Origin of the sequence: Parerythrobacter aestuarii (assembly GCF_030140925.1) — a bacterium.
Classification (GTDB): domain Bacteria; phylum Pseudomonadota; class Alphaproteobacteria; order Sphingomonadales; family Sphingomonadaceae; genus Parerythrobacter; species Parerythrobacter aestuarii.
The window spans coordinates 2,346,033-2,366,950 of the sequence record NZ_JARBWD010000001.1; the positions used below are offsets into that span (position 1 = coordinate 2,346,033).

A 20,918-nucleotide genomic window follows, 5' to 3' on the forward strand; every position below is an offset into this window, starting at 1 on the left:
GCGCGCCTTCATGAAACCGACCACTTCCCCCAAGACCTACAGGGTCAAGAGCTTCGGCTGCCAGATGAACGTCTATGACGGCGAGCGCATGGCCGAGCTGCTGGCGACACGCGGCATTGCACCTGCGCCAGAGGGCGAGGATGCGGACCTGGTCGTGCTCAATACCTGTCACATCCGCGAGAAGGCGGCGGAGAAGGTCTATTCCGATATCGGCCGGCTGGTGAAGGCGGGCGATGAAGCCGGCAAATCGCCGCTGATCGCGGTCGCCGGCTGCGTGGCGCAGGCCGAGGGCGAGGAAATCATGGCGCGCGCACCTGCGGTCTCCATGGTGGTCGGCCCGCAGGCCTATCACCGGCTGCCCGGCATGATCGACGATGCAGTCGCAGGCAAACGCGGGGTCGATACCGCCATGCCCGCCGACGCCAAATTTGCCGCCCTGCCCAGCCGCCGCAAATCGCCTCCAGCTGCGTTCCTGACAATCCAGGAAGGGTGCGACAAGTTCTGCACCTATTGCGTCGTTCCCTACACACGCGGAGCGGAAATATCGCGGCCCTACATTGCCTTGGTCGAAGAGGCGAAGAGGCTGGTCGAAGCGGGCGCGAAGGAAATCACGCTGCTGGGCCAGAATGTCAGCGCCTGGACCGGCGAAGATGACAAGGGCCGCAAGCTCGGCATGGCGGGCCTGATCCGCGAACTGGCCAAAGACCCGGATCTCAAGCGCATCCGCTATACCACCAGCCACCCCGCCGACATGGATGACGAGCTGATCGCCACCCATGGCGAGGTCGACAAGCTGATGCCCTATCTCCACCTGCCGGTGCAGAGCGGCAATGACCGCGTGCTCAAGGCCATGAACCGCAGCCATACCGCAGAGAGCTATCTGCGGCTGCTGGAGCGTTTCCGCGCTGCGCGGCCCGACCTCGCACTGTCAGGCGACTTCATCGTCGGCTTCCCCGGCGAGACCGAGGCGGAATTCGAAGACACGCTCAAGATCGTCGACGAAGTCCGCTATGCGCAGGCCTACAGCTTCAAATACTCACCCCGCCCCGGCACCCCCGCTGCGACGATGGACGGGCAAGTGTCCAAAGAGGTGATGGATGAGCGCCTCCAACGCCTGCAAGCCTCGCTCAACCGCGACCAGGCGGCGTTCAACGCGGCCAGCGTTGGCAAGACCTGCGATGTCCTGGTCGAACGCAAGGGCAAGCACCCCGGGCAATGGCTCGGCAAGTCACCCTGGCTGCAAAGCGTATGGTTCGAAGGCGATGTCGGGATCGGCGACCTGGTGCAGGTCGAGCTAGTCGAGGCAGGGCCGAATTCGCTGGCGGGACGGTTGCTGGTCCCAGCGACCGTCTGACCACTCATCCGGTTCCCTCTCTTCGTCATCCCGGCAAAGGGGGACTGAGGTTGCGCCGATGCGACAAAGCGACACCCCTATGACTTTCCCCAGCCCCGTTTGCACCCGCAACTTGCGCTCCGCCCGCATCGGCGTAAGTTTCGACTCGCACAACGCGAAAGGACCGCTTTCAAGCACCCATGGGCCGTAAACCCTCCCGCAGACCCGATCCGGCCATTTCGCCCGATCCGGTGCCGCTCCGCGAAGTCCGCCGGGCCAAGGTGGACATGGAATTCGAGAACCAGTCGCTGCTGGTTCCCCTGTTCGGACAATTCGATGCCAACCTCGTGCAGGTCGAGAACCGCCTCGGCGTGTTCATCTCGGCACGCGGGGACCATGTCCAGATCGAAGGGCCGGAAGACAGTGTTGCCCGTGCCCGCGACGTGCTCAAGGGCATGTATGACCGGCTCGCCATCGGACAGGATCTCGATGCCGGAGCGATCGAAGCGCTGATAGCCATGTCCGACGAGCCGACCCTGGACGGGATCGTCAAAGGAGAACTGAGCGGCGGCAACGGCGGCCCGCCGATCATGATCCGCACGCGGCGCAAGACAATCGTGCCGCGCAGTGCGATGCAGGCAACCTATATGCGCAGCCTCGCCCGCGACGACATCATCTTCGCGCTCGGCCCGGCGGGCACCGGCAAGACCTATCTGGCGGTGGCACAAGCAGTGGCGCAGCTGATCACCGGCAGCGTGCAGCGCCTGATCCTGTCGCGCCCGGCGGTGGAGGCCGGCGAGAAGCTCGGGTTCCTGCCCGGCGACATGAAGGACAAGGTCGACCCCTATCTGCGCCCGCTCTACGACGCGCTCTACGACTGCATGCCACCCGAGCAGGTCGAGCGGCGGCTGGCGAGCGGCGAGATCGAGATTGCGCCCATCGCCTTCATGCGCGGGCGCACGCTAGCCGATGCCTTCGTCATCTTGGACGAAGCGCAGAACACGACGCGCGAACAGATGAAGATGTTCCTGACCCGGTTCGGTCAGAACAGCCGCATGGTCATCTGCGGCGACCCGCGTCAGGTCGACATTCCCGGCGGCGACCGGATGAGCGGCCTCGCCGATGCGGTCGAGAAACTGGAAGGCGTCGAAGGCTTCGGCACGATCCGGTTCACCGCTGCCGACGTTGTCCGCCATCCGATCGTGGGGCGGATCGTCGAAGCCTATGAAGGAAAACCCGAATGACGCTGCGCCTTGTTTCCGCCGGCCTTGCTGCGGCATTTTTCGCTGCCAGTCCTGCCGCAGCCGGATGGGAATACACCGACTGGGGAATGACACCCCATGAAGTCGTCGCTGCCGCCAACGGGGAGGTCTGGGCGACCGAGCACGATCCCGACAATGTCCTCTACGACTACCAGCAATTGGCGCGTGGACAGGTGAAATACCTCGGCATCACCATGCAGGTAAATTTCTACTTCGACCCGGATGACAAGACCCTTCGGATGATCGACATCCTGCCGACCGTGGCCGATTGCGACAAGGCGCTGGAGAAAGCCGAGGCTGCCTTCGGCAAGGTGGATCCCGAAATCTCGCCATTGTGGCTGGCCGATGACCTGCCGACAATGCGCCAGGATTCGCGGATTTGGGAAGATGCGGCGACGGGCGACGAGATCGAGTTCTTCGAAGCCAAGATGCCCGAGGGCAAGACCCTGCTCTGCAAGTTCCTGATCTCGCCGGATGGACCGCCGACCGACTGACGATGGAACCGGGACCGGCACTGAGGCCAGCCACTTGAGATACGACCCGGCACGCACTAGCCGTCATTGGCCAACATACTGGCTCATCAGGCATTACCTGCTGCAGCTCGGCGCGGTTCTCCTAAGTTTCGCGCTGTTCTTTGAAAGTGACTACTGGTTTTCGGCCTGGTCGATTATCGCCACTATCGGCGTCGGCCTGCTGGCATGGCGAAATGCCGATGACCGGATCGGCTGGAAGTGGTGGTCAGCACTATACGGTATGATGCTCGCAACCGTGGCGTTCACAGCGATCGCAGTCTATGCGGGACCGGGGGACACCACCATTTGCTCGCCGCGCCATGTAAAGCCGCATTTGTGGGAGACTCCGAAATCCATTGGTCCCGACCCCATGTGTCAGGGATTGCTTCCGGAAAGTGTGGAAACGGGCTAAAAATTGCAGCTGGAAGCGGAAATCGAGCACTGGCCCGAAGGAGAGTGGCAGGCCATCGCCGAGCGCGCTGCCCTGGCTACGGCTGGAGTAGAGGCTGCCATTGCCAACCAGCGCCTCGAAACGTCAATCCTGTTCACCTCTGACGAGCAGGTCCACATCCTCAACCGCGACTGGCGACAGCGCGACAAGCCGACCAATGTGCTCTCATTCCCGATGCTCGATCGCGACAGCTTGCTCGCTCTCGATCCCGAAGGGCCGCCCGAACTGCTCGGCGACATCGCTCTTGCCTACGAGACCTGCGCACGGGAAGCGGCTGATAAAGGGATCAGCCTCGAACATCACGCCACCCATCTGATCGTCCACGGACTGCTCCATCTGGCCGGCCACGACCATGTCGATTCCGACGCACAGGCGGAGGAAATGGAAGCGCTGGAAATCGCAGCGCTTGCCAAACTGGGCATCGCGGACCCATATGGGGACCGCTAACAGTGACAGGAGCACGACAGAGGGCCATGCCCGACAGTGATCAATCCGCGGGAGACGCGGAGAGTAGGAACGGTCTGATGACCGCCCTCCGCAAATTCTTCGATCCCCACGCAGGCGAGCGCTCGCTGCGCGCTGCGCTAGAAGAAGCCATCGACGAACACGAGGAAGACGCAGAGTCAGGCAGCGATGCGCCGGCTTCCGGAGACCTGTCGCCGGTCGAGCGCCAGATGCTGCGCAACCTGCTGCATTTCAGCGAGCACGATGCCGATGACGTCGCGGTGCCGCGCGGCGAGATCGTTGCCGTCAACGCTGCGGCCAGCTGGAACGACCTGTTGGAGGTTTTCTCCCAGAACGGCCATTCGCGCCTTCCGGTCTATCGCGACCAGCTCGATGAAGTGATCGGCATGATCCACATCAAGGACGTCTTTCCTTACCTCATCAATGACAAGACCCCGCCGGAGGACTGGACCATCCTGATGCGGCAGCCACTATACGTCCCGCAGACACGCGGGGCGCTGGATGTGCTGGCCGACATGCGCGCCAATCGCACCCACTTGGCCATCGTCCTCGACGAATTCTCCGGTACCGATGGCATCATCACCATCGAGGACCTGGTCGAGGAAATCGTCGGCGAGATCGAAGACGAGCATGACGACGCGCCCGAAGTCTGGATCGCTGATATCGGCGACGGGATGTGGGACTGCGATGCCCGCTCAGAACTCGACGATGTCGCAGAACAGATTGATCCGCGCCTGGCCGAAGTCGAGGAATCGGTCGATACGCTGGGCGGGCTCACCTTCGTACTGGCGGAACGGGTTCCGCCGGTAGGCGAGATCGTCGAACATCCCAGCGGTTGGCGGATCGAAGTCATCGATGGCGACGAGACCCATGTGAAGCGATTAAGGTTGCACGCCCCGCAACAGGAAGCGGACGCGGCAGAGGAGTAGGTCGCCGGGGCTACGGCACAAATGCCGCCTCGACATTGCGCTTTTTGCACTCCACATGGGGCGCATGGTTACTCGCCGCCTCCCCCCGCTCCGCGCCCTCGAAGCCTTTATGCGTACGGTCCGCCTCGGTTCCGCCCGGGCGGCCGCCGAGGAGCTCAACCTCAGCCCCAGCGCCTTGAGCCGCCGCATCGCCAATCTCGAGGAATTCGTCGGCAAGAAGCTGTTCACCCGCGCCCGGCAGGCGATGGCGCTGACCGACGAAGGCCACCAGTTCTACGAAGCGGTGAACCCGCATTTCGAAGCCCTTGCACGCGCAGTGGAGGGTCAATCGGACAATCTCTCCTTGCTGCGCTTGCGGCTGGGCGTGTTGCCGCTGTTCGGCAGCCAGCGCCTGTTCCCGCACATGGCTCAGTTGCGCAAGCTCCACCCCCTGCTGCACATCGACATCGACACCGGTCCGCACCTGGAAGACAGGGTGGGCGACACACTGGATGCCGCCATCATCCTCAGCCGCGGTCCGGAACGCGGGCTGCATGCAGTCAGGCTCGACGAGAACAAGGTGCATGCGATTTGCAGCGCGGAGGTAGCGCAAAGGGTCGGAAATCACCCCGACGAAGCCGTGCTCGCAAAGCAGACTTTCCTGATCCACAACGAACTGCCCGACAGCTTCGTGGCGTGGAAGGACGCGATCGGCATGCGCGACCTCGATCCTTCGGCAATCGATCACTACGATTCCGGCCAGCTGATGCTGGAAGCTGCCGCGCAGGGTCTCGGCATCGCCATCATGCATGACGACCACCTGCGCCGCGCCGATGATGACCGGCTGCACGAGCTGTTCGACCTCGATGTCGACAGCCCTTACAGCTACTGGTTCGTGTGCAAGCCGATCGCGCTGGAAAGCCGCCCGGTGCGGTTGTTCCACGACTGGCTGGTGAAGGCAGGACTCTAGGGATTACTTTCCAGCGCGCGGAGGCGAACCAGGTCCTTGGGCCGCCCGAACGCGCGCAGGATCTCGCACAGCTCGCTTGCCTCGGGCACGAACAGCCGGCTTGCCCCAAGAACAACAGGCATCCGTGTCAGCGGTTGGATCGGCTGGCGTTTGCCTTTCACGGCAAAGGTAGTACCGGCCATGAATTCGGCGGGAAGCGGCGGTTCCTCCCACCTGCCGAACAGGCGCGAAGCGAAGCGGTCATCGGGTATCCCACTCCGCTTTTCCATGCCAAGCCTTTCAAACAGGATTGCGGCATCCGTCTCGCTCAGCAAGACGTCGATATCGGCAACCGTTCCGGCCTCTGCTCCGTGCAGTGCTACAGCCGCGCTGCCGATGATCCACCAGTCGTCACCCGCCGATTCTAGCTCCCGCGCAACCATCGCCAACGAGGCTGCAAGTTTCTGCTCAATCATTCTCTGGCCGCGATATGTGGATACAGGGCACGCCCGGAGTGCCGCCGACCCCGGGGTGGACCTTGTCGACCTCGCCGCACTCGACAGGAGGCTTGGTGACGGTGTTGGGGCCGAGCAAGGCAAGCGCAGCGTGGCTGTCGTAGGCCGCGATCCAGGTCAGGCAATCGCCCAGGCGGCGGATCGAATGCTTTTCGCCGCTGCCTGCTTCCGGCGCGCAATTGATCTCGAACAGGTCGGCCGCCGGCGGTGAGCGGTACTTGCGAAAGGTGCGCAGGAATTCGCCGCGTTCGTTGATGGCTGTCCTGTCCTGGTCATTGACGGTGGAATCGCCGCGGTAGAAGGGCGAGACGTTGAAGGTCCATGCCTTCACACCAGGATTGTCGATCGAAATCTGCGTTGCCAGCGCGCCGCCGAGCGAATGGCCCGTGACGACCATTGGCACCTGGCCTTCCACCCGCGCCAGTTCCGCCGCGAAATAACGGCGGGCGATTTCGATCTGGTTGTCCTTTATCGTACCGTGGAGAATGTCCGTCGCACCGTCGAAATCTGTCCCTCGGAAGGCCAGCACGCGGGCCTGCCGCGCACCGCGCAGCAGCTGGCCGTGCTCGTCGGCGACAACTTCGAACTGGTCGTAGAGGATGTAATCAAAGCCCTTGTCGGCATCTTCCGCCGATATTTCGAGGCGCTCGACCAGTTCGAAAGCAGGGCCGAGCTCGACGTAAGTGTCCTCGTCGCGATAGGCGTTGCTGGAGAGCATGGCATAACCATAGCTCTCCACCGCCGCATCGCGCACGAAGCTGCACCAGCCGCCCGGCTCCATCCGGCACGGGCTGCGCGACTGAGTGATGTCGGGATAGGTGACGCAGCCGCCGAGGCCGAGCAGCGTCAGCGCCAATGCGAACGCAGGTGCGACCCGGCGCAGCGTCACCTGGAGTGTCCCGGCAGGATCAGGAAACGGTCGCCTTGGTGATCGTGCCCGGGCTTGCCGGCGGCTCGCCCTTGGGCAGAGCATCGACATGTTCCATACCGCTCTCGACCTGGCCCCAGACGGTATACTGGCCATCAAGGAAGTGCGCGTCGTCGAAGCAGATGAAAAACTGCGAATTGGCGCTGTCGGGTACCTGGGTGCGCGCCATGGAGCACGTGCCCCGGACATGCGGTTCGCTGTTGAATTCCGCCTTCAGATCGGGCTTGCTGCTGCCGCCCATGCCGGTGCCGTTGGGGCAACCGCCCTGCGCCATGAAGCCCGGGATCACGCGGTGGAACTTGATCCCGTCATAGAAGCCTTCGTTAGCGAGCTCGGTAATGCGGGCGACATGGCCGGGCGCGAGGTCGGGACGCAGCTTGATCACGACGTCGCCGGTACCGTTGCCGGTGTCGAGCGTAAGGGTGAGAGTGTCTGCCATCGGGGAATCTCCTGTTGCTGTGTTGGTGGCCTCTTAGGGGCAGAATGGGGACGATGTCACCCCGCCGCTTGCAATCATTCGCCAGCGGCCTAGACCCCGGCCCATGGGGAGCAACGACCGCCTTGACGAAGACCTGCTGACGGCGCCGCCGCAGGAAGAAGGCGCACACCCTGACGACCGCCTTGATGACGAGCGGCTCGACGAGGAAAATACGCTCAAGCCGGAATATGTCCGCGCCGTGCGCGATGCGCTCGAGGCGGGCGAGAACGCAGCGGTTTATGAACTGGTCGAACCGCTTCATCCGGCCGACATCGCCGACCTGTTCGAACTGTGCGACAAGGACGAGCGCGCACCGCTCGCTACCGCCATCAGCGACCTGATGAGTTCCGACGTCGTCGCCGAGCTTAACGACTTCGTCCGCGAAGACATGATGGAGGCACTCGAGCCCGAGGCCGTCGCCACCATCATCGAACAGCTGGAGACCGACGATGCGGTCCAGCTGATCGAAGACCTCGACGAAGACGACCAGCAGGCTGTCCTCGCCGAAGTCGAGGCCGAAGACCGCGCCGCCATCGAAAGCGCGCTTGCGTATCCGGAAGAGACCGCCGGCCGCCTGATGAGCCGCGACTTCGTGGCGGTACCCGAACACGTTACGGTCGGCGACTTGATCGATTTCCTGCGCGCCGAGCAGGAGCTTCCGACGGAATTCTACGAAATCTTCGTCGTGGATGCTTCGCACCACCCGGTCGGGACCTGCGCGCTGAGCTGGATCCTCACTACCCCGCGGCAGGTTTCACTCAGCGATGTGATGAAGCGCGACCAGACGCTGATCCCTGTCACGCTCGACCAGGAAGAGGTCGCGCTGATGTTCCAGAAGTACAATTTGATCAGTGCCGCCGTGGTCGACGAAGACGGGCGACTTGTCGGGCAGATGACGGTCGACGATATCGTCCACATCATTTCCGAAGAGGCTGGTGAAGACGCACTGCTGCTGTCAGGTGCAGGTGACGGCGACATCAACGAGCCGATCCGCGATGCCTATTCCAGCCGCGTCCGCTGGCTGGTTGCGAACCTCGGCACAGCGCTGGTGGCGAGCCTGATCATCGCGGCCTTCGGTGCAGCAATCGAGAAGCTGGTCGCATTGGCAGTCCTCATGCCGATCGTCGCTAGCATCGGGGGCAACGCCGGAACGCAGACCATGGCGGTGACCGTGCGCGCCATCGCCACCAACCAGCTCACTCGCTCCAACACCGGACGGATCCTGTGGCGCGAGATGCGCGTTGCGTTGCTCAATGGTGCGACGATCGCTGTACTGATCGGTGCTGCAACGGCGGTAATCTTCACTCCGGTGCTGGGCGGCGTGATCGCGCTGGCGATGATCGTGAACATCGTCGTTGCCGGGCTGGCCGGCGTGCTGGTGCCGGTAGCCTTCGAGCGGCTTGACCAGGACCCGGCGGTGGCTTCGAGCGTGTTCGTCACCATGATCACCGATTCGATGGGTTTCTTCGCCTTCCTCGGGCTGGCGGTGGCGAGCGGGATTGTTGGCTAACGGCGGGCTTGAGCCTGCCGCATGCTACCCTATCTTGACCCCATGCCGCTGCACATGACCAAGATCGCCTTTGGCGCTAAGAGCTGGGATGACCTTGCCGGCTGGTACGAGAACCGCAGCGAGATCAAGCTCACCACCCGCTACCTTCCCAAGCGGCACGAAGAGATGGTCGGCGGCTCGCTATACTGGATCCTCGACCACCACCTGGTCGCGCGGAGCCCGATCCTCGGCTTCCCGCGAGCGCCGGACGGGCGCTGGCATATCCAGCTCGAACCCCGACTGATCCGGGTCGACCCGCTGCCCAAGCGCGCGCATCAGGGCTGGCGCTATCTCACCGAGGAAAAGGCTCCACGCGATTTGTCAGACGACGAAGCGGCCGGCGACGTGCTGCCCGGCAGGCTGGCGACGAAGTTGCAGGGACTGGGGCTGATTTAACTGCCTGACCTGACCTTCAGGCAATGTTCACAAGGTGATTGCAAAATCTCACCCACAACTGGTGGAGAAACCTGCAATGCTGTTCGCAACAACACTTTTCCTAGCGACTATTGTTCAAAACAGCGACCCTATAATCCTCAGGCATGCCAAGCCTGCTCAAGAGGTCACAATGACCAAAGTGCTGACCTGTGAAGATACTCTCTTTGAGATTTCTTATACTTCCAAGAACGGTATGGTCTTGGGGCATATACGCGCCCGCACCGGCGACGCATTGCATGAAGCTCGGACGGCCCAGACAGCACTCTTCGACAAGCTTTCATACATTGATGGAGCGTCGGCGACTTGCGGCGATTCCGAGCTCCCCTCAAGCATTTTGATCTCAGGCGTCGACAAGATGTCCGGGGAAGTTGACCAGCTCTACGTAGTCGGCTTTCTCCCGGAGACTGGCTTCGGCCAGGTTCAGGCCCCTGGCTGAGCCGGGGAAATCTATCCTTTGTTTGGCAAGAGTGCGTTCAAGACACACCTGACATCATACGCATCGTCGCCTTCGTCGCGGGGCGCGTATGTGTCGTAGGCAGTGAGCAACGGATCGATCCGTTCCTTGATGCGGCGGACGTTGGAATAGTGGCTGACCACGAAGCGCTCATTGGCCAGCAATTGCGGGACGATGATGTCGGCATAGTCGTTTACGTCCATGCCGAATTTCATGAAGCGTTCCTCGCCCAAGGGCGTGAACACCCAGCCGGGGACGATCAGGCCGGCGTGGACGTGATCGGGCAGGTCTTCGCGCAGGCTTTCCGTCATCCCCAGTACGGCATGCTTGGCAGCGATATAGGCTGCGGTCTGAGGGACAGCGCAGAAGAAGCTGTTCTCGCTGCCAGTGTTGTAGATTGCTGATCGATGATCCTGCGCGATCATGCGCGGGGCGAAGACGCGGCATCCGTTCCAGACACCCCAGAAGTTGATATCGAAATGCGCCCGCGCAGCATCGGGATCGACCTCCCACATCTTTCCACGCACCCCGCCGACCCCGGCGTTGTTGAGCAGCAGGTCTATCCGGTCCTTCCAGCCAAACGCGGCATCGGCGAGCGCCTCGACCTGCTCGAGCTCGGAAGTGTCGGTGCGCCAGGTGAGCGCAGCTTCGCCGAACTCGTCAGCGGCCCTGGCCAGCGCATCGCTATTGAAATCGGCCAGCACCACGGAACCGCCCATGCCGACGAGCTTGCGCGCGACGGCGAGGCCGATACCCGATGCACCGCCTGCAATGACTGCGACCTTGCCGGTGAAATCGGTCACGCCCCTGCTCTTTGGGCAGTCTTCTCTGCCACGCGGCGCAACGCGTTGACATAGGTCTCCGGTGCCTGCGCACCGGGGATCATGAACTTGCCTTCGACGACCATCGCCGGGACCCCGGTGATGTTGAGGTCCCACGCCTGCTTCTCCTCGGCCCGGACGCGCGCGGCCAAGGCTGGATCGCTCAGGGCGGCAAGCGCGCCCGATCGGTCCAGCCCGACGCTTTCCGCGACATCCAGCAGCACATCGCGCGAGGAGACATTGAGGCGCTCGTTGAAATGCGCGCGGAATAGCGCCAGCTTGAGCTCGGTCTGTGTCCCTGGCCCCGCAGTCTCCCCAGCCCATGTCAGCAGGCAGTGCGCCGCGAAGGTGTTCCACATCATCGCCGGCGGTGAGTCGCCCTCACCTTCATATTGCAGCGAGACGCCCGCCTCCTCGGCGATCGCCTTCATTCGCCCGCGGATTTCCGAACCTTCGGCAGCGCTGCGGCCATACTTGCGCTGCAAGTGCGCTTCCTGCTCCTCACCGCTTTCCGGCATGTCGGGATTCAACTCGAAAGCATGCCAGCGCACCTCGGCTCCAAGCTCGCCTTCCAGTTCACCGAGGGCCTTGCGCAGTTGGCCGTAGCCAATCGCGCACCACGGACACATCACATCGGACCATACGTCGATCGTAAGCGTACGGGGTGCAGTATCGGTCATTTTTCCAACCACCATTTCATCAAGGTGTGAGCAATCGCATGGCGTGGTGGGCAGCGGAACGGACCGTTTCCATCCAACGCAGCCTGCACGTCTTCGCGCGTGAAGAAGCGAACTTCGGCCATCTCGGTCTCGTCGATGGTCAACTCGTCGCTGTCGGTATGGCTGGTGCAGCCGATCATCAGCTGGCTGGGAAACGGCCATGGCTGGCTGGCGATATATTCGACATCGCGCACCCGGATGCCGGCTTCCTCCAGCACTTCGCGCTGGACGGCTTCTTCCAGCGTCTCGCCCGGTTCGACGAATCCTGCAAGCGCAGAGAACGAGCCTTCCGGCCAACCCAGCCCGCGACCCAACATCAGAGTGCCGTTGTACTCGACCAGCATGATGGTGACAGGATCGGTGCGCGGAAAATGCTGCGCAGTGCAGGCCTCGCAATTGCGTTGCCAGCCTCCCTTGGCGAGTTTCGTCGGGCCGCCACACTGAGCGCAGAAGCGATGCCGCGCGTGCCAATCAACCAGGCTGCGCGCACCGCCATAGAGCGCGAGGTCGCCCGGTTCGAGCGTCGCCATCAGCGACCACAGCTGCGGATTGGCCATGCGCGGGCTCGCATCGCCCTGGGGCGGGACAGCGGCGAAGCAGGCCTTCTCACCACCATCGCTGCGATCCAATCCGAGGAATACCAGCTCGGCATCATCTGCCGCGTCAGCCAGTGTTCCCCACGCCAGCCGCCCGTGATCGTCCAGCGATGGCATCAGCGCATCAAGCGCCAATAACCGCGCCTTCCAGTTCATATAGCCCGTCAGCCGCTCCGGATCGGCACGAACATGGTCCGCGCGGTCGAGCGGCGAACCCGAGAAGGCAACCGGTGGTGTCGCCATCAAGCGCCCTGCATCGCAGCGAGATCCTTCAGCACCAGCTCAGGGAAGCCGGACTGGATCGGGTAGCTGTCGCTTGGCATGTACTGGGTGTACAACTGTGCGCGCAGCCCGGCTTTGAAGCTGACGAAAGCCGCAGTCCCGGCTGCGCCGCCCCAGCCATAGGCACCATCGCTTGCGCGACCACCCGCACCGAAGCCCTGTCCGCTGACCCATGTGCCTTCAAGGCTCGCGCCTTCTGGCAGGATGTTGGAGGTGCCGACCCGCACGGCCAGCTCGCTCATCACCCGCTTGCCATCGATCTTGCCGTAGCCCAGCAGCATCTTGAGGAAGCGGTCGTAGTCGCGTGCGCTCGAAACCAGCCCTGCCCCGCCGAACGGGAAGGCCGGGGTCTCGAGATAGATAGAGCTTTCCGCCGGATCGATCGGCAGCGGGATGCCCGCCGCGATGGCATAGTTGGTAGTGAAGCGTTCGATCTCGCTTTCAGGCACCTTGAAGAAGGTGCTGGTCATGCCACACGGATCAAACAGCCGTTCTTGCAGCACCTGGTCGAACGGCTTCTTCTCGACCACTTCGATCACCCGCCCGAGCAGGTCGAGCCCGACCGAATAGCTCCACTTCGTCCCCGGCTGGTAGACCAGCGGCATCTCGGCGAGCCCGTCGGCGAAGGCTTCGAGGCTCTTCACCGGCTTGCCGCGGCCAAGACCGGGCAGCGGGATGCGGCTGACCTGGCCGGGGATCAGGCCCTTCGTTTCATAAGCCTTCTGGATCGGGCCTTTCTGCACGATCCCGTAACCAAGCCCCGCAGTGTGCGTCATCAGCTGGCGGATCGTGATTGGCCGCTTGGCCGGCTCTAGGTTGTCCTCGGTGATGGCACCGTCATATTCCTTCTGCACCATCATGTTGGCATAGGCAGGCAGGATGTCGGCCACCGGCTGGTCGAGGCCTAGCACCCCATCCTCGATCAGCATCATGGCGCACATGCCGGTGATCGGCTTGGTCTGCGAATAGATGCGATAAAGGCTGTCGAGATCGACCTTGGTCGGCCCGCCCAGCGTCAGCGAGCCGGCAGCAATCGCGGATGGTTCGCCCATGCCCCAACCGAAGCTGGCGAGCATGTTTGCAACCTTGCCCTCTGCGACATAGCTTTCGACCGTCGAGCGCACGCCCGGCCACATCGCCGCGTGCCCGTCATAGGCGAGCGCGCGGCTGAACGGCACCTGCGCCAGCGCTCCAGCCGCACTGAGATAGGCACTTCCGCGTAGCAAGGAACGGCGGGAAAGCTGCGCATCGGAGAAATCGCGATAGGCCATGGGGGCAGGTCCTTTTCTGAAACTGTTTGCACCTGTGTGAGGGATGCAACGCGGAGCGTCAATTGCCGATTCCCTCTTGAAAGCCCGTGGTGTTATATTCATATAACACACATGCTCAACCTACTCTCCATCCTGATCGGGATCGTCGCCCTCGTCATCGTCATTCCGGCCCAGATACCCTTCCTGGGCTGGGCCAACTGGATTGCCTTGCCGCTGCTCGTCATCGGCATCGGCCTGGGCCAGCTGTCCTTCAGCAATAGCGGACGCAATTTCTGCCTGATCGTCGGCCTGATCGCCGTCGTGCGCCTGAGCCTGGGCGGCGGACTGCTCTAGTCCGCGAGCGCGCGCCGCGCGGCTTTGGCAAACAGCGTCGGCAGGCCGGCATCGTCAAGTCGGGCCAACGGCCACCACTCCCCCTCGCCTACCGGTTCGGTTGAGCCGAGGTAGGTCCTGACAGATAACTCCAGGGCAAAGTGGGTGAAGGTGTGCGAGACACTGCCCGCCTCGTCCCAATGTCCCGGTAGTGGCGGCCTGCCGTGCCCATCGGCGCGCGCGGACCAGCCGTCATCAGGTAGCGCGCGCATGCCGCCCAGCATTCCCGTTCCTTCGCGCCGGACCAGCCACACAGTCGCATCGCGCTCTATCCAGAATGCCTGGCCTTGCCGCACGGGCTTGGCTTTCTTGAGCGGTTTGACCGGAAAGCGTTCAGGCTCCAGCGTCCGCGCGGCGCAATCCTGCGCCAGCGGACACAGCAGGCATTGCGGCTTTTTTGCCGTGCAGACCTGCGAGCCGAGGTCCATCATTGCTTGCGCAAAGTCCCCCGCGCGCTCGTCAGGCGTGATGGCATCGGCCTGCTCCCGGATCGCCTTGCGCGCCTTTGGCAACGGTTCTTCGATCGCAGACAACCGGGCCACGACCCGCTCGACATTGGCATCGACCACCACAGCTCGCTTGCCAAAAGCGATCGCTGTGATTGCAGCGGCGGTGTAGTCGCCCACGCCGGGCAGTTTGCGCAGTTCGGATTCGGTAACGGGAAACCCGCCCAGCCCGGAAACGACCTTGGCCGCTTTCACCAAGTTGCGGGCGCGTGAATAGTATCCCAGCCCGGCCCATGCCGCCATGACGTCCGATTCGTCGGCTCCGGCAAGGTCTTCGACTCCGGGCCATGTCGCAGTGAACTTGGCGAAATAGGGTTTCACCGCCGCTACGGTGGTCTGTTGCAGCATGATCTCGCTAAGCCACACGCGATAGGGATCAGGGGCAGGCTCGCCCGGCATGGCCCGCCATGGCAAATCGCGTGCATGGCGGTCATACCAGTCGAGAAGTTTTCGGCTGATGGTGTTGTCGCTGGCGGTCACGCCGCGCCTATGGCATGGGCGCATCCGCGATGGAACGGGACAAAGACCAGCCTTCAACGAAACGGCCACGCAAGCCGGCCGCAAGCAGCAAGGCGGTAGGCCGACAGAAAACCGCCAGACCTTATGAAAGGCCGCGCGGTGGCGGTGCCAAGGCGGTGGGTGACCTGATGCCGCAGATTGGTCGCACGGCTTTTCGCCGCTTCGGCTTCGTGCAGAGCTCGGTCGTCACCCGCTGGCCCGAGATCGTTGGCCCGCGCCACGCCAAGGTCTGCGCACCGGAAGCGATCCGTTTTCCGCCCGGCGAGAAATCCGAAGGCATCCTGCAACTGGTTGTGTTGCCCGCGCATGCCCCGATCATCCAGCACGTGATCCCGGAGATTATCGAGCGCGTGAACCGTTTCTTCGGCTACCAGGCCGTCGCCCGGGTGAAACTGCGGCAAGGTGCGGTTAAGGCGACAGGTGCTGAAGAAAAGCCCAAGGCACCGCCATCGCTCAAGCCGATCCCCATGGAGCTGGGAGACAGCTTGCGCGACATCGGCGATCCTGAAATGCGTGCCGTGCTCGAAGGGCTGGCGCGAAGCCTGGGGCAACAGGAGGATAACAAGCAATGAGACTCTTGCGCGTCTGGAAGACGGGCTTGAAAGCCGCAGCACTTGTCGGTGCGGGCCTCGCCCTGTCCGGGCAGAACGGGGCAAACATCGCCAAGATAGAACGAACCGAGACATCGCACATTATCGGCGACCCCAACGCGCCGGTTACGCTGACGGAATGGGTAAGCTACACTTGCCCTGCTTGCGGCAACTTCGCGCGTACGGGCGAGCCGGTGGTCAAGATCGCCTATGTCGATCCCGGCAAGGCCAAGTTCGAAATCCGCTATCTCCAGCGCAATGTTGTCGATGTGGCAGTGACATTGGCGGCCTGGTGCGGCGGGGCAGACAAGTTTGCCCTCAACCATTCGCTGTTGATGCACCAGCAGGGAACCTGGCTGGCAAAAGCGCAGCAGGCGAGCAAAGCGCAGCAGGACCGCTGGTTCTCGGGCGCGCAGGCCGAGCGGCGTAAGGCGATTGCCAGCGACATCGATCTCTACAGCCTGATGGAAGGGCGCGGCATCGGTCGGGCCGAACTCAATCGCTGCCTGTCCGACGATGCATTGGCAGACCGCCTCACTGCCGCATCCAGTGCCGACACGACCAGCTTCGAACTTCATGGCACTCCGAGCTTCGCGATCGATGGCAAGCTGCTCAAGGACGTCCACGGGTGGTCGCAGGTTGCGCCGCTACTCAGCGCTGCGACAGCTCCCCAGTCCTCCTCCTACGGTCCCAATTGAGCCGAAACCCTGTGGGCACCCCTGTGGATACAGCTATCGTTACTATCCCCCTGCCCTTTCCACCCGCTAGCCATACGGTCTAGCCTCCCGCAATTCCGCTGAAGGAATCCTAACCCATGACGATTTTTCGCCGTGTCACCCTTGCCACCCTCGCTGCGCCGCTGGCGCTAGGCCTTGCCGCGTGCGGCTCCGAAACTGAGACCGATGCTGCACTGAACGGTGAACCGGTCGCTGCCGTCCCTGCACCGGAAGGGCAGGAATGGTCGGAAGTGACTCAGGTGACCGATTACGACGGCTACCAGATCGGTAACCCCGATGCCCCGATCAAGATCGTCGAATATGGCTCGCTGACCTGCGGCGCTTGCGCCTATTTCACTCAGACCGGGTTCGAACCGATGCGCAGCGAATACATCAATTCGGGCCGTGTCAGCTTCGAATTGCGCAACCAGGTGCATAACGGGATCGACCTGGTGCTCGCGCGCCTCGTGCGCTGTAGCGGACCGGAAGCGATGGTGCCGCTGTCGGAGCAGGTCTGGCTCAACCTCAATGAAGTTCTCGGCGGCGCGCAGGCCAATGGCGAAGCGCTTGAGCGGGCGATGACCTTGCCTGAAAACGAGCGCTTCGTGGCAGCGGCAGAAGCAGCCGGGCTGCTCGATTTCTTCGCCGCGCGCGGGCTCAGTCGCGACCAGGCCCGGACCTGCCTCGCCGATGTCGAATCGGTGAAAGCGATCTCCGACCGGTCGGACCAGCAGAGCAAGGAATTCGACGTTACCGGGACGCCGACCTTCTTCATCAACGGCAAGAAGATCGACGACAACGCCTGGGCCAAGATCGAACCGATCCTGCAGAAGGCCGGGGCACGCTAAGGCGAAACGATGCAGATCAGGCGGCTCAAACTTAGCGGTTTCAAAAGCTTCGTAGAGCCGTCCGAGCTGCGCATCGAGCCGGGGCTGACAGGTGTCGTTGGCCCGAATGGCTGCGGCAAGTCCAACCTGCTTGAGGCGATCCGCTGGGTCATGGGCGAAAACTCGCCCAAATCCATGCGTTCGGGCGGGATGGACGATGTGATCTTTGCCGGGACCGAAACCCGCCCGGCGCGTGATTTCGCCGAGGTCGTATTGCAAGCGGTCGACAGCGACGGTGAGGAACTGGATGTCACCCGCCGCATCGAACGCGGTGCCGGCAGCGCCTACCGCGTCAACGGGCGCGATGTCCGGGCCAAGGATGTCGCGCTGACCTTTGCCGATGCTGCAACCGGTGCGCACAGCCCGGCGCTGGTGAGCCAGGGCAAGATCGCGCAGGTCATTTCCGCCAAGCCGGTCGAACGGCGGCAGATGCTGGAAGAGGCTGCAGGGATCGCAGGCCTGCACGTCCGCAAGCGCGATGCCGAGAGCAAGCTGCGCTCGACGGAGAAGAACCTCGAGCGGCTGGAAGACCTTATGGCAGGTCTCGACAGCCAGATCGCTTCGCTGCGACGGCAGGCCAAGCAGGCTGAACGCTACACCAAACTGACCGACCAGATTTCTATCGCCGAAGCGCGGCTGCTCTATGCCCGCTGGCGCGATGCTGCGGCAGCGGCCGACACCGCACGGGCCGAGGCCAAGACCTCCGAAGAGCGCGTGGCTGCGGCCCAGAAGGCCGTCGAGGAAGCCCAGAAGGCGCAGCGCGAAGCCGCCGGGAAGCTGGCCGAAGCGCGCGAGGAACAGGCCGACCGGCGCGACGATGCCAGCGCGCATGGTCACCGCATGGCAGCACTCACCAGCCAGCTGGAAGCGGCCGAACAGCGATTGGCGGATCTCGACCGCCAGAAAGCGCGGCTGGAAGAAGACCGGGTCGAAGCCGACCGGCTAACCCGCGATGCGGCCGAAGCGCTCGGGCGGCTGGAGAAGGATTTGCTGGCCGGTGAAGCGCTGTTGGCGGAAGACGAGGCCCGCCGCCCTGCCCTGGCCGCGAAGCTGGACGACACCGACCGCGCAGGCCGTGCCGCCGAACTCGCCTTGGCGAAGGCAACGGCAGATCATGCAGGGGTCGAAGCCGAATGGCGTGTTGCCGGGGCTGCGATCGAACAGGCCGAAGCGCGACTGGCGCGGCTCGACCGTGAAGTCGCTCGACAGGAAGACATCCGTGCTTCGCTGGCGGAAGGCGGCGATCCTGAGGCAGCGGTCGAAGAGGCCAAAGCGGGTGCTGAAGCGGCAACCCGCGAACTGGCCCGGCTGCGCGATGAACTCGAAGCCCAGCGTGCCCGCAAGGACGAATTGCAGCAGGCACGCGATGCTGCTGCCGACGCTCTTTCAACAGCGCAGGCTGAACTGGCCGGGCTCGAACGCGAATACCAGGCGCTCGAGCGCGACCGACAAGCGCGCGAGAAGCAGGCCGCCGGGCGGCAAGGCCTGCCTGCGGCTCTTGACAAGGTTCGCGCTGCTCCCGGCTATGAGCGTGCACTCGCTGCCGTGCTCGGTCGCGATGCCAAGGCTCCGCTGGGTAAGCCCGAAGGCGATCCCGAAGGCCGTTTCTGGACCGGACGCGATGCCCCGGCACAGGTAGCTGATAGCCTGGCTGCGCATGTCATGGACTGCCCACCGCAGCTGTCCGCGCGATTGGCGCTGGTGCACGTCGCCGACGGCGACGATGGCCGCTCGCTTGATCCGGGCGAATGGCTGGTGACCAAGGACGGCGCGCTGCGCCGGTGGGACGGGCTGGTGGCGCGCGGGCAGGGTTCCGCCGAAGCAGCCCGGCTGGAGGCCGCAAACCGGCTGGCCGAGCTGGAAGCCGAGCTGCCGGCCAGGCGCACCGCGCGCGAGCAGGCGCAGGCCCAACAGGCCAGTGCGCAGGAAGAGCTCTCCGAGCTGCAGCGCGGCCTTGTGGCGGCAGAACGTGCCGTAGGCGAAGCCTCCGAAGCCGAGCGGCAGGCGCTGCGCAGGCTCGACCAGGCCGAAACCGCTCGCGAGCGAGTCGCTGCGCGGCTGGAAGAACTGGCACATGCCGCAACCGATCTTGCCGACCAGCGCAAACAAGCTGAAGCTGAGCTTGAAGCCGCCCGGGACAAGCGCTCGGCCCTGCCCGATCCTGAAGCCGGGCGCGCCCAGCTGGAGGCGGCGCAGGCCAGGAACGATGCCGCCCGCTCGGCCATGCAGGCTGCCACCGCAGAACTGGCTGCACATGACCAGGCGCTGGCCGTGTCGCGCGAGCGCGCGGCTGCCCAGCGAGCGGAAAAATCCAATTGGGAAGCCCGCTCAGGCGAGGCTGCCCAACGCCTTGCCGGGATGGAAGCCCGTTTCGAAGAGATCGCCGCAGAGCGCGCTATCACCGCCGCCAAGCCCGAAGGCCTGATGCGCGAGATCGAGCAAGGCGATGTCGTGCGGGCCCGGCTTGGTGAAGAACTCGCCCAGGCGAATCAGGATGTCGAAGCCGCGCAAACGGTCGCTACCGAAGCCGAGCGCGCGCTGTCGGATGCGACCGAGCGGCTCGCCACCACCCGCGAAACCCGCGCTACCCTCGTCGCCAGGGCCGAAAACGAGGAAGGCCGGCGGCAGGAAATGGCGCGCATCTCCGGGGAGCGGTTCCAGTGCCCGCCGCCAATGCTGGCGGAGAAATTCGCCTTCGATCCCGAACAGGTGCAGTCGAAAGAGCTCGAAGGCGAGGAAATGGATCGCCTTACCGCCAGCCGCGAGCGGATTGGACCGGTCAACCTCGTGGCGCAGGAAGAGCTCGCCAAGATCGAGGAAGAACACGGTGCCAGCGCTGCTGAGCAGGCAGAGCTCGTCGAAGCGGTCCACCGCCTGCGTGGCAGCATCGGCAACTTGAACCGCGAAGGCCGCCAACGCCTGCAGGCGGCCTTTGAACAGGTCAACGGCCACTTCCAGGAGCTGTTCACAAAACTGTTCCAGGGCGGGCAGGCGCATCTGGCGCTGATTGACAGCGATGACCCGCTCGAAGCGGGGCTGGAGATCTACGCCCAGCCGCCGGGCAAGAAGTTGCAATCGCTCACGCTGCTGTCAGGCGGCGAGCAGGCCCTCACTGCGACGGCGCTTATCTTTGCATTGTTCCTGACCAACCCGGCCCCGATCTGCGTGCTGGACGAAGTCGATGCGCCATTGGACGATGCCAATATCGATCGCTTCTGTGACCTGCTCGATTCGATGGTGCGCGAAACCGACACCCGCTACCTGATCGTCACCCACAACGCCGTGACCATGAGCCGCATGCACCGCCTGTTCGGCGTGACCATGGTGGAGCAAGGCATCAGCCGCCTGGTCAGCGTGGACCTGCAGGAAGCCGAACTGATGGCTGCGGAGTAACCGCCAA

Annotated in this window: 23 protein-coding genes; 15 read left to right on the top strand and 8 right to left on the bottom strand. The window is 63.6% G+C overall.

What is annotated here, in order from left to right; genetic code table 11:
* Nucleotides 1–10 precede the first annotated feature (10 nt).
* The 7 genes from miaB (at nt 11) to QPW08_RS11515 (ending at nt 5,901) form a co-directional block, all read left to right on the top strand.
* Nucleotides 11–1,354, top strand: coding sequence for a tRNA (N6-isopentenyl adenosine(37)-C2)-methylthiotransferase MiaB (miaB, locus tag QPW08_RS11485; protein ID WP_284125946.1), 1,344 nt, complete (start codon nt 11–13; stop codon nt 1,352–1,354).
* 179 nt (nt 1,355–1,533) lie between these two features.
* Nucleotides 1,534–2,577 carry a PhoH family protein gene (locus QPW08_RS11490; protein ID WP_284125947.1) on the top strand — a complete coding sequence of 348 codons (1,044 nt, stop codon included), beginning with the start codon at nt 1,534–1,536 and terminating at the stop codon, nt 2,575–2,577.
* A complete protein-coding gene (locus QPW08_RS11495) occupies nt 2,574–3,089 on the top strand; it encodes a hypothetical protein (protein ID WP_284125948.1) in 516 nt (171 codons plus the stop codon). Before QPW08_RS11490 ends, QPW08_RS11495 begins: the two co-directional genes overlap by 4 nt.
* A complete protein-coding gene (locus tag QPW08_RS11500; RefSeq protein WP_284125949.1) occupies nt 3,070–3,519 on the top strand; it encodes a hypothetical protein in 450 nt (149 codons plus the stop codon). The genes QPW08_RS11495 and QPW08_RS11500 overlap by 20 nt, the downstream gene beginning before the upstream one ends.
* A 3-nt stretch (nt 3,520–3,522) precedes the next feature.
* On the top strand, nt 3,523–4,005 hold the full coding sequence (gene ybeY, locus QPW08_RS11505; protein ID WP_284125950.1) for an rRNA maturation RNase YbeY: 483 nt from the start codon (nt 3,523–3,525) through the stop codon (nt 4,003–4,005).
* A gap of 77 nt (nt 4,006–4,082) precedes the next feature.
* Nucleotides 4,083–4,952: a hemolysin family protein gene (locus QPW08_RS11510; RefSeq protein ID WP_284125951.1), complete on the top strand. Its 870-nt coding sequence runs from the start codon at nt 4,083–4,085 to the stop codon at nt 4,950–4,952.
* Between the two features lie 64 nt (nt 4,953–5,016).
* Entirely contained in the window at nt 5,017–5,901 is an 885-nt protein-coding gene (locus QPW08_RS11515) for a LysR substrate-binding domain-containing protein (protein WP_284125952.1), read from the top strand.
* Here QPW08_RS11515 and QPW08_RS11520 read toward each other — a convergent pair.
* From QPW08_RS11520 to QPW08_RS11530, 3 genes are read right to left on the bottom strand one after another with little or no spacing between them, the layout of a single operon-like run.
* Complete coding sequence (locus QPW08_RS11520; RefSeq protein ID WP_284125953.1) at nt 5,898–6,356, bottom strand: hypothetical protein; 459 nt, start codon at nt 6,354–6,356, stop codon at nt 5,898–5,900. The two genes, QPW08_RS11515 and QPW08_RS11520, sit on opposite strands and share 4 nt — an antisense overlap.
* On the bottom strand, nt 6,349–7,284 hold the full coding sequence (locus QPW08_RS11525; protein ID WP_284125954.1) for a lipase family protein: 936 nt from the start codon (nt 7,282–7,284) through the stop codon (nt 6,349–6,351). Before QPW08_RS11525 ends, QPW08_RS11520 begins: the two co-directional genes overlap by 8 nt.
* 19 nt (nt 7,285–7,303) lie before the next feature.
* Complete coding sequence (locus QPW08_RS11530) at nt 7,304–7,762, bottom strand: peptidylprolyl isomerase (RefSeq protein ID WP_284125955.1); 459 nt, start codon at nt 7,760–7,762, stop codon at nt 7,304–7,306.
* 103 nt (nt 7,763–7,865) lie between these two features.
* Between QPW08_RS11530 and mgtE the strand changes: the two genes are divergently transcribed.
* From mgtE to QPW08_RS11545, 3 genes are all read left to right on the top strand, one after another.
* Nucleotides 7,866–9,311, top strand: a complete 1,446-nt coding sequence (gene mgtE, locus QPW08_RS11535) for a magnesium transporter (protein ID WP_284125956.1) — start codon at nt 7,866–7,868, stop codon at nt 9,309–9,311.
* 42 nt (nt 9,312–9,353) lie between these two features.
* Entirely contained in the window at nt 9,354–9,746 is a 393-nt protein-coding gene (locus QPW08_RS11540; RefSeq protein WP_284126346.1) for a DUF1489 family protein, read from the top strand.
* A gap of 76 nt (nt 9,747–9,822) precedes the next feature.
* Complete coding sequence (locus QPW08_RS11545; RefSeq protein WP_284125957.1) at nt 9,823–10,221, top strand: hypothetical protein; 399 nt, start codon at nt 9,823–9,825, stop codon at nt 10,219–10,221.
* A gap of 11 nt (nt 10,222–10,232) precedes the next feature.
* Here QPW08_RS11545 and QPW08_RS11550 read toward each other — a convergent pair whose 3' ends face one another.
* Genes QPW08_RS11550 through QPW08_RS11565 form a run of 4 tightly spaced genes read right to left on the bottom strand, consistent with a single transcriptional unit; the run spans nt 10,233 to nt 13,928 of the window.
* Nucleotides 10,233–11,042, bottom strand: a complete 810-nt coding sequence (locus QPW08_RS11550; protein ID WP_284125958.1) for an SDR family NAD(P)-dependent oxidoreductase — start codon at nt 11,040–11,042, stop codon at nt 10,233–10,235.
* Nucleotides 11,039–11,740: a DsbA family oxidoreductase gene (locus QPW08_RS11555; RefSeq protein WP_284125959.1), complete on the bottom strand. Its 702-nt coding sequence runs from the start codon at nt 11,738–11,740 to the stop codon at nt 11,039–11,041. Before QPW08_RS11555 ends, QPW08_RS11550 begins: the two co-directional genes overlap by 4 nt.
* Nucleotides 11,737–12,618 carry an NAD(+) diphosphatase gene (gene nudC / locus QPW08_RS11560; RefSeq protein WP_284125960.1) on the bottom strand — a complete coding sequence of 294 codons (882 nt, stop codon included), beginning with the start codon at nt 12,616–12,618 and terminating at the stop codon, nt 11,737–11,739. Before nudC ends, QPW08_RS11555 begins: the two co-directional genes overlap by 4 nt.
* On the bottom strand, nt 12,618–13,928 hold the full coding sequence (locus tag QPW08_RS11565) for a serine hydrolase domain-containing protein (RefSeq protein ID WP_284125961.1): 1,311 nt from the start codon (nt 13,926–13,928) through the stop codon (nt 12,618–12,620). The genes nudC and QPW08_RS11565 overlap by 1 nt, the downstream gene beginning before the upstream one ends.
* A gap of 111 nt (nt 13,929–14,039) precedes the next feature.
* On the opposite strand from QPW08_RS11565, the gene QPW08_RS11570 reads away from it, so the two are divergent.
* Entirely contained in the window at nt 14,040–14,261 is a 222-nt protein-coding gene (locus QPW08_RS11570) for a hypothetical protein (RefSeq protein WP_284125962.1), read from the top strand.
* Here the strand turns inward: QPW08_RS11570 and QPW08_RS11575 are convergent.
* A complete protein-coding gene (locus QPW08_RS11575) occupies nt 14,258–15,286 on the bottom strand; it encodes an A/G-specific adenine glycosylase (protein ID WP_407674558.1) in 1,029 nt (342 codons plus the stop codon). The genes QPW08_RS11570 and QPW08_RS11575 overlap by 4 nt on opposite strands.
* Before the next feature lie 29 nt (nt 15,287–15,315).
* Here QPW08_RS11575 and QPW08_RS11580 point away from each other — a divergent pair, with 29 nt between their 5' ends.
* The 4 genes from QPW08_RS11580 to QPW08_RS11595 all read left to right on the top strand — a co-directional run bounded on the left by QPW08_RS11580 (nt 15,316) and on the right by QPW08_RS11595 (nt 20,911).
* Nucleotides 15,316–15,897 carry a DUF721 domain-containing protein gene (locus QPW08_RS11580; RefSeq protein ID WP_284125964.1) on the top strand — a complete coding sequence of 194 codons (582 nt, stop codon included), beginning with the start codon at nt 15,316–15,318 and terminating at the stop codon, nt 15,895–15,897.
* Nucleotides 15,894–16,613 (top strand): thioredoxin domain-containing protein, encoded by a 720-nt coding sequence (locus tag QPW08_RS11585; RefSeq protein WP_284125965.1) that lies wholly within the window; start codon nt 15,894–15,896, stop codon nt 16,611–16,613. Before QPW08_RS11580 ends, QPW08_RS11585 begins: the two co-directional genes overlap by 4 nt.
* Nucleotides 16,614–16,729: 116 nt before the next feature.
* The gene (locus tag QPW08_RS11590) at nt 16,730–17,479 is read left to right on the top strand and encodes a thioredoxin domain-containing protein (protein ID WP_284125966.1); all 750 of its coding nucleotides are present in this window, start codon (nt 16,730–16,732) and stop codon (nt 17,477–17,479) included.
* Between the two features lie 9 nt (nt 17,480–17,488).
* Entirely contained in the window at nt 17,489–20,911 is a 3,423-nt protein-coding gene (locus QPW08_RS11595) for an AAA family ATPase (RefSeq protein ID WP_284125967.1), read from the top strand.
* The last annotated feature ends 7 nt before the right edge of the window (nt 20,912–20,918 follow it).

Excerpts from the sequence above, each read along its gene's own strand:
- QPW08_RS11490 (WP_284125947.1), top strand. The coding sequence starts at position 1,534 with ATGGGCCGTAAACCCTCCCGCAGACCCGATCCGGCCATTTCGCCCGAT.
- QPW08_RS11565 (WP_284125961.1), bottom strand. The coding sequence starts at position 13,928 with ATGGCCTATCGCGATTTCTCCGATGCGCAGCTTTCCCGCCGTTCCTTG.
- QPW08_RS11545 (WP_284125957.1), top strand. The coding sequence starts at position 9,823 with ATGCTGTTCGCAACAACACTTTTCCTAGCGACTATTGTTCAAAACAGC.
- QPW08_RS11555 (WP_284125959.1), bottom strand. The coding sequence starts at position 11,740 with ATGACCGATACTGCACCCCGTACGCTTACGATCGACGTATGGTCCGAT.
- nudC (WP_284125960.1), bottom strand. The coding sequence starts at position 12,618 with ATGGCGACACCACCGGTTGCCTTCTCGGGTTCGCCGCTCGACCGCGCG.
- QPW08_RS11580 (WP_284125964.1), top strand. The coding sequence starts at position 15,316 with ATGGAACGGGACAAAGACCAGCCTTCAACGAAACGGCCACGCAAGCCG.
- QPW08_RS11595 (WP_284125967.1), top strand. The coding sequence starts at position 17,489 with ATGCAGATCAGGCGGCTCAAACTTAGCGGTTTCAAAAGCTTCGTAGAG.
- QPW08_RS11520 (WP_284125953.1), bottom strand. The coding sequence starts at position 6,356 with ATGATTGAGCAGAAACTTGCAGCCTCGTTGGCGATGGTTGCGCGGGAG.
- miaB (WP_284125946.1), top strand. The coding sequence starts at position 11 with ATGAAACCGACCACTTCCCCCAAGACCTACAGGGTCAAGAGCTTCGGC.
- QPW08_RS11590 (WP_284125966.1), top strand. The coding sequence starts at position 16,730 with ATGACGATTTTTCGCCGTGTCACCCTTGCCACCCTCGCTGCGCCGCTG.
- mgtE (WP_284125956.1), top strand. The coding sequence starts at position 7,866 with ATGGGGAGCAACGACCGCCTTGACGAAGACCTGCTGACGGCGCCGCCG.
- QPW08_RS11500 (WP_284125949.1), top strand. The coding sequence starts at position 3,070 with ATGGACCGCCGACCGACTGACGATGGAACCGGGACCGGCACTGAGGCC.
- QPW08_RS11570 (WP_284125962.1), top strand. The coding sequence starts at position 14,040 with ATGCTCAACCTACTCTCCATCCTGATCGGGATCGTCGCCCTCGTCATC.
- QPW08_RS11530 (WP_284125955.1), bottom strand. The coding sequence starts at position 7,762 with ATGGCAGACACTCTCACCCTTACGCTCGACACCGGCAACGGTACCGGC.
- QPW08_RS11540 (WP_284126346.1), top strand. The coding sequence starts at position 9,354 with ATGCCGCTGCACATGACCAAGATCGCCTTTGGCGCTAAGAGCTGGGAT.
- QPW08_RS11515 (WP_284125952.1), top strand. The coding sequence starts at position 5,017 with ATGGTTACTCGCCGCCTCCCCCCGCTCCGCGCCCTCGAAGCCTTTATG.
- QPW08_RS11495 (WP_284125948.1), top strand. The coding sequence starts at position 2,574 with ATGACGCTGCGCCTTGTTTCCGCCGGCCTTGCTGCGGCATTTTTCGCT.
- QPW08_RS11585 (WP_284125965.1), top strand. The coding sequence starts at position 15,894 with ATGAGACTCTTGCGCGTCTGGAAGACGGGCTTGAAAGCCGCAGCACTT.
- QPW08_RS11510 (WP_284125951.1), top strand. The coding sequence starts at position 4,083 with ATGACCGCCCTCCGCAAATTCTTCGATCCCCACGCAGGCGAGCGCTCG.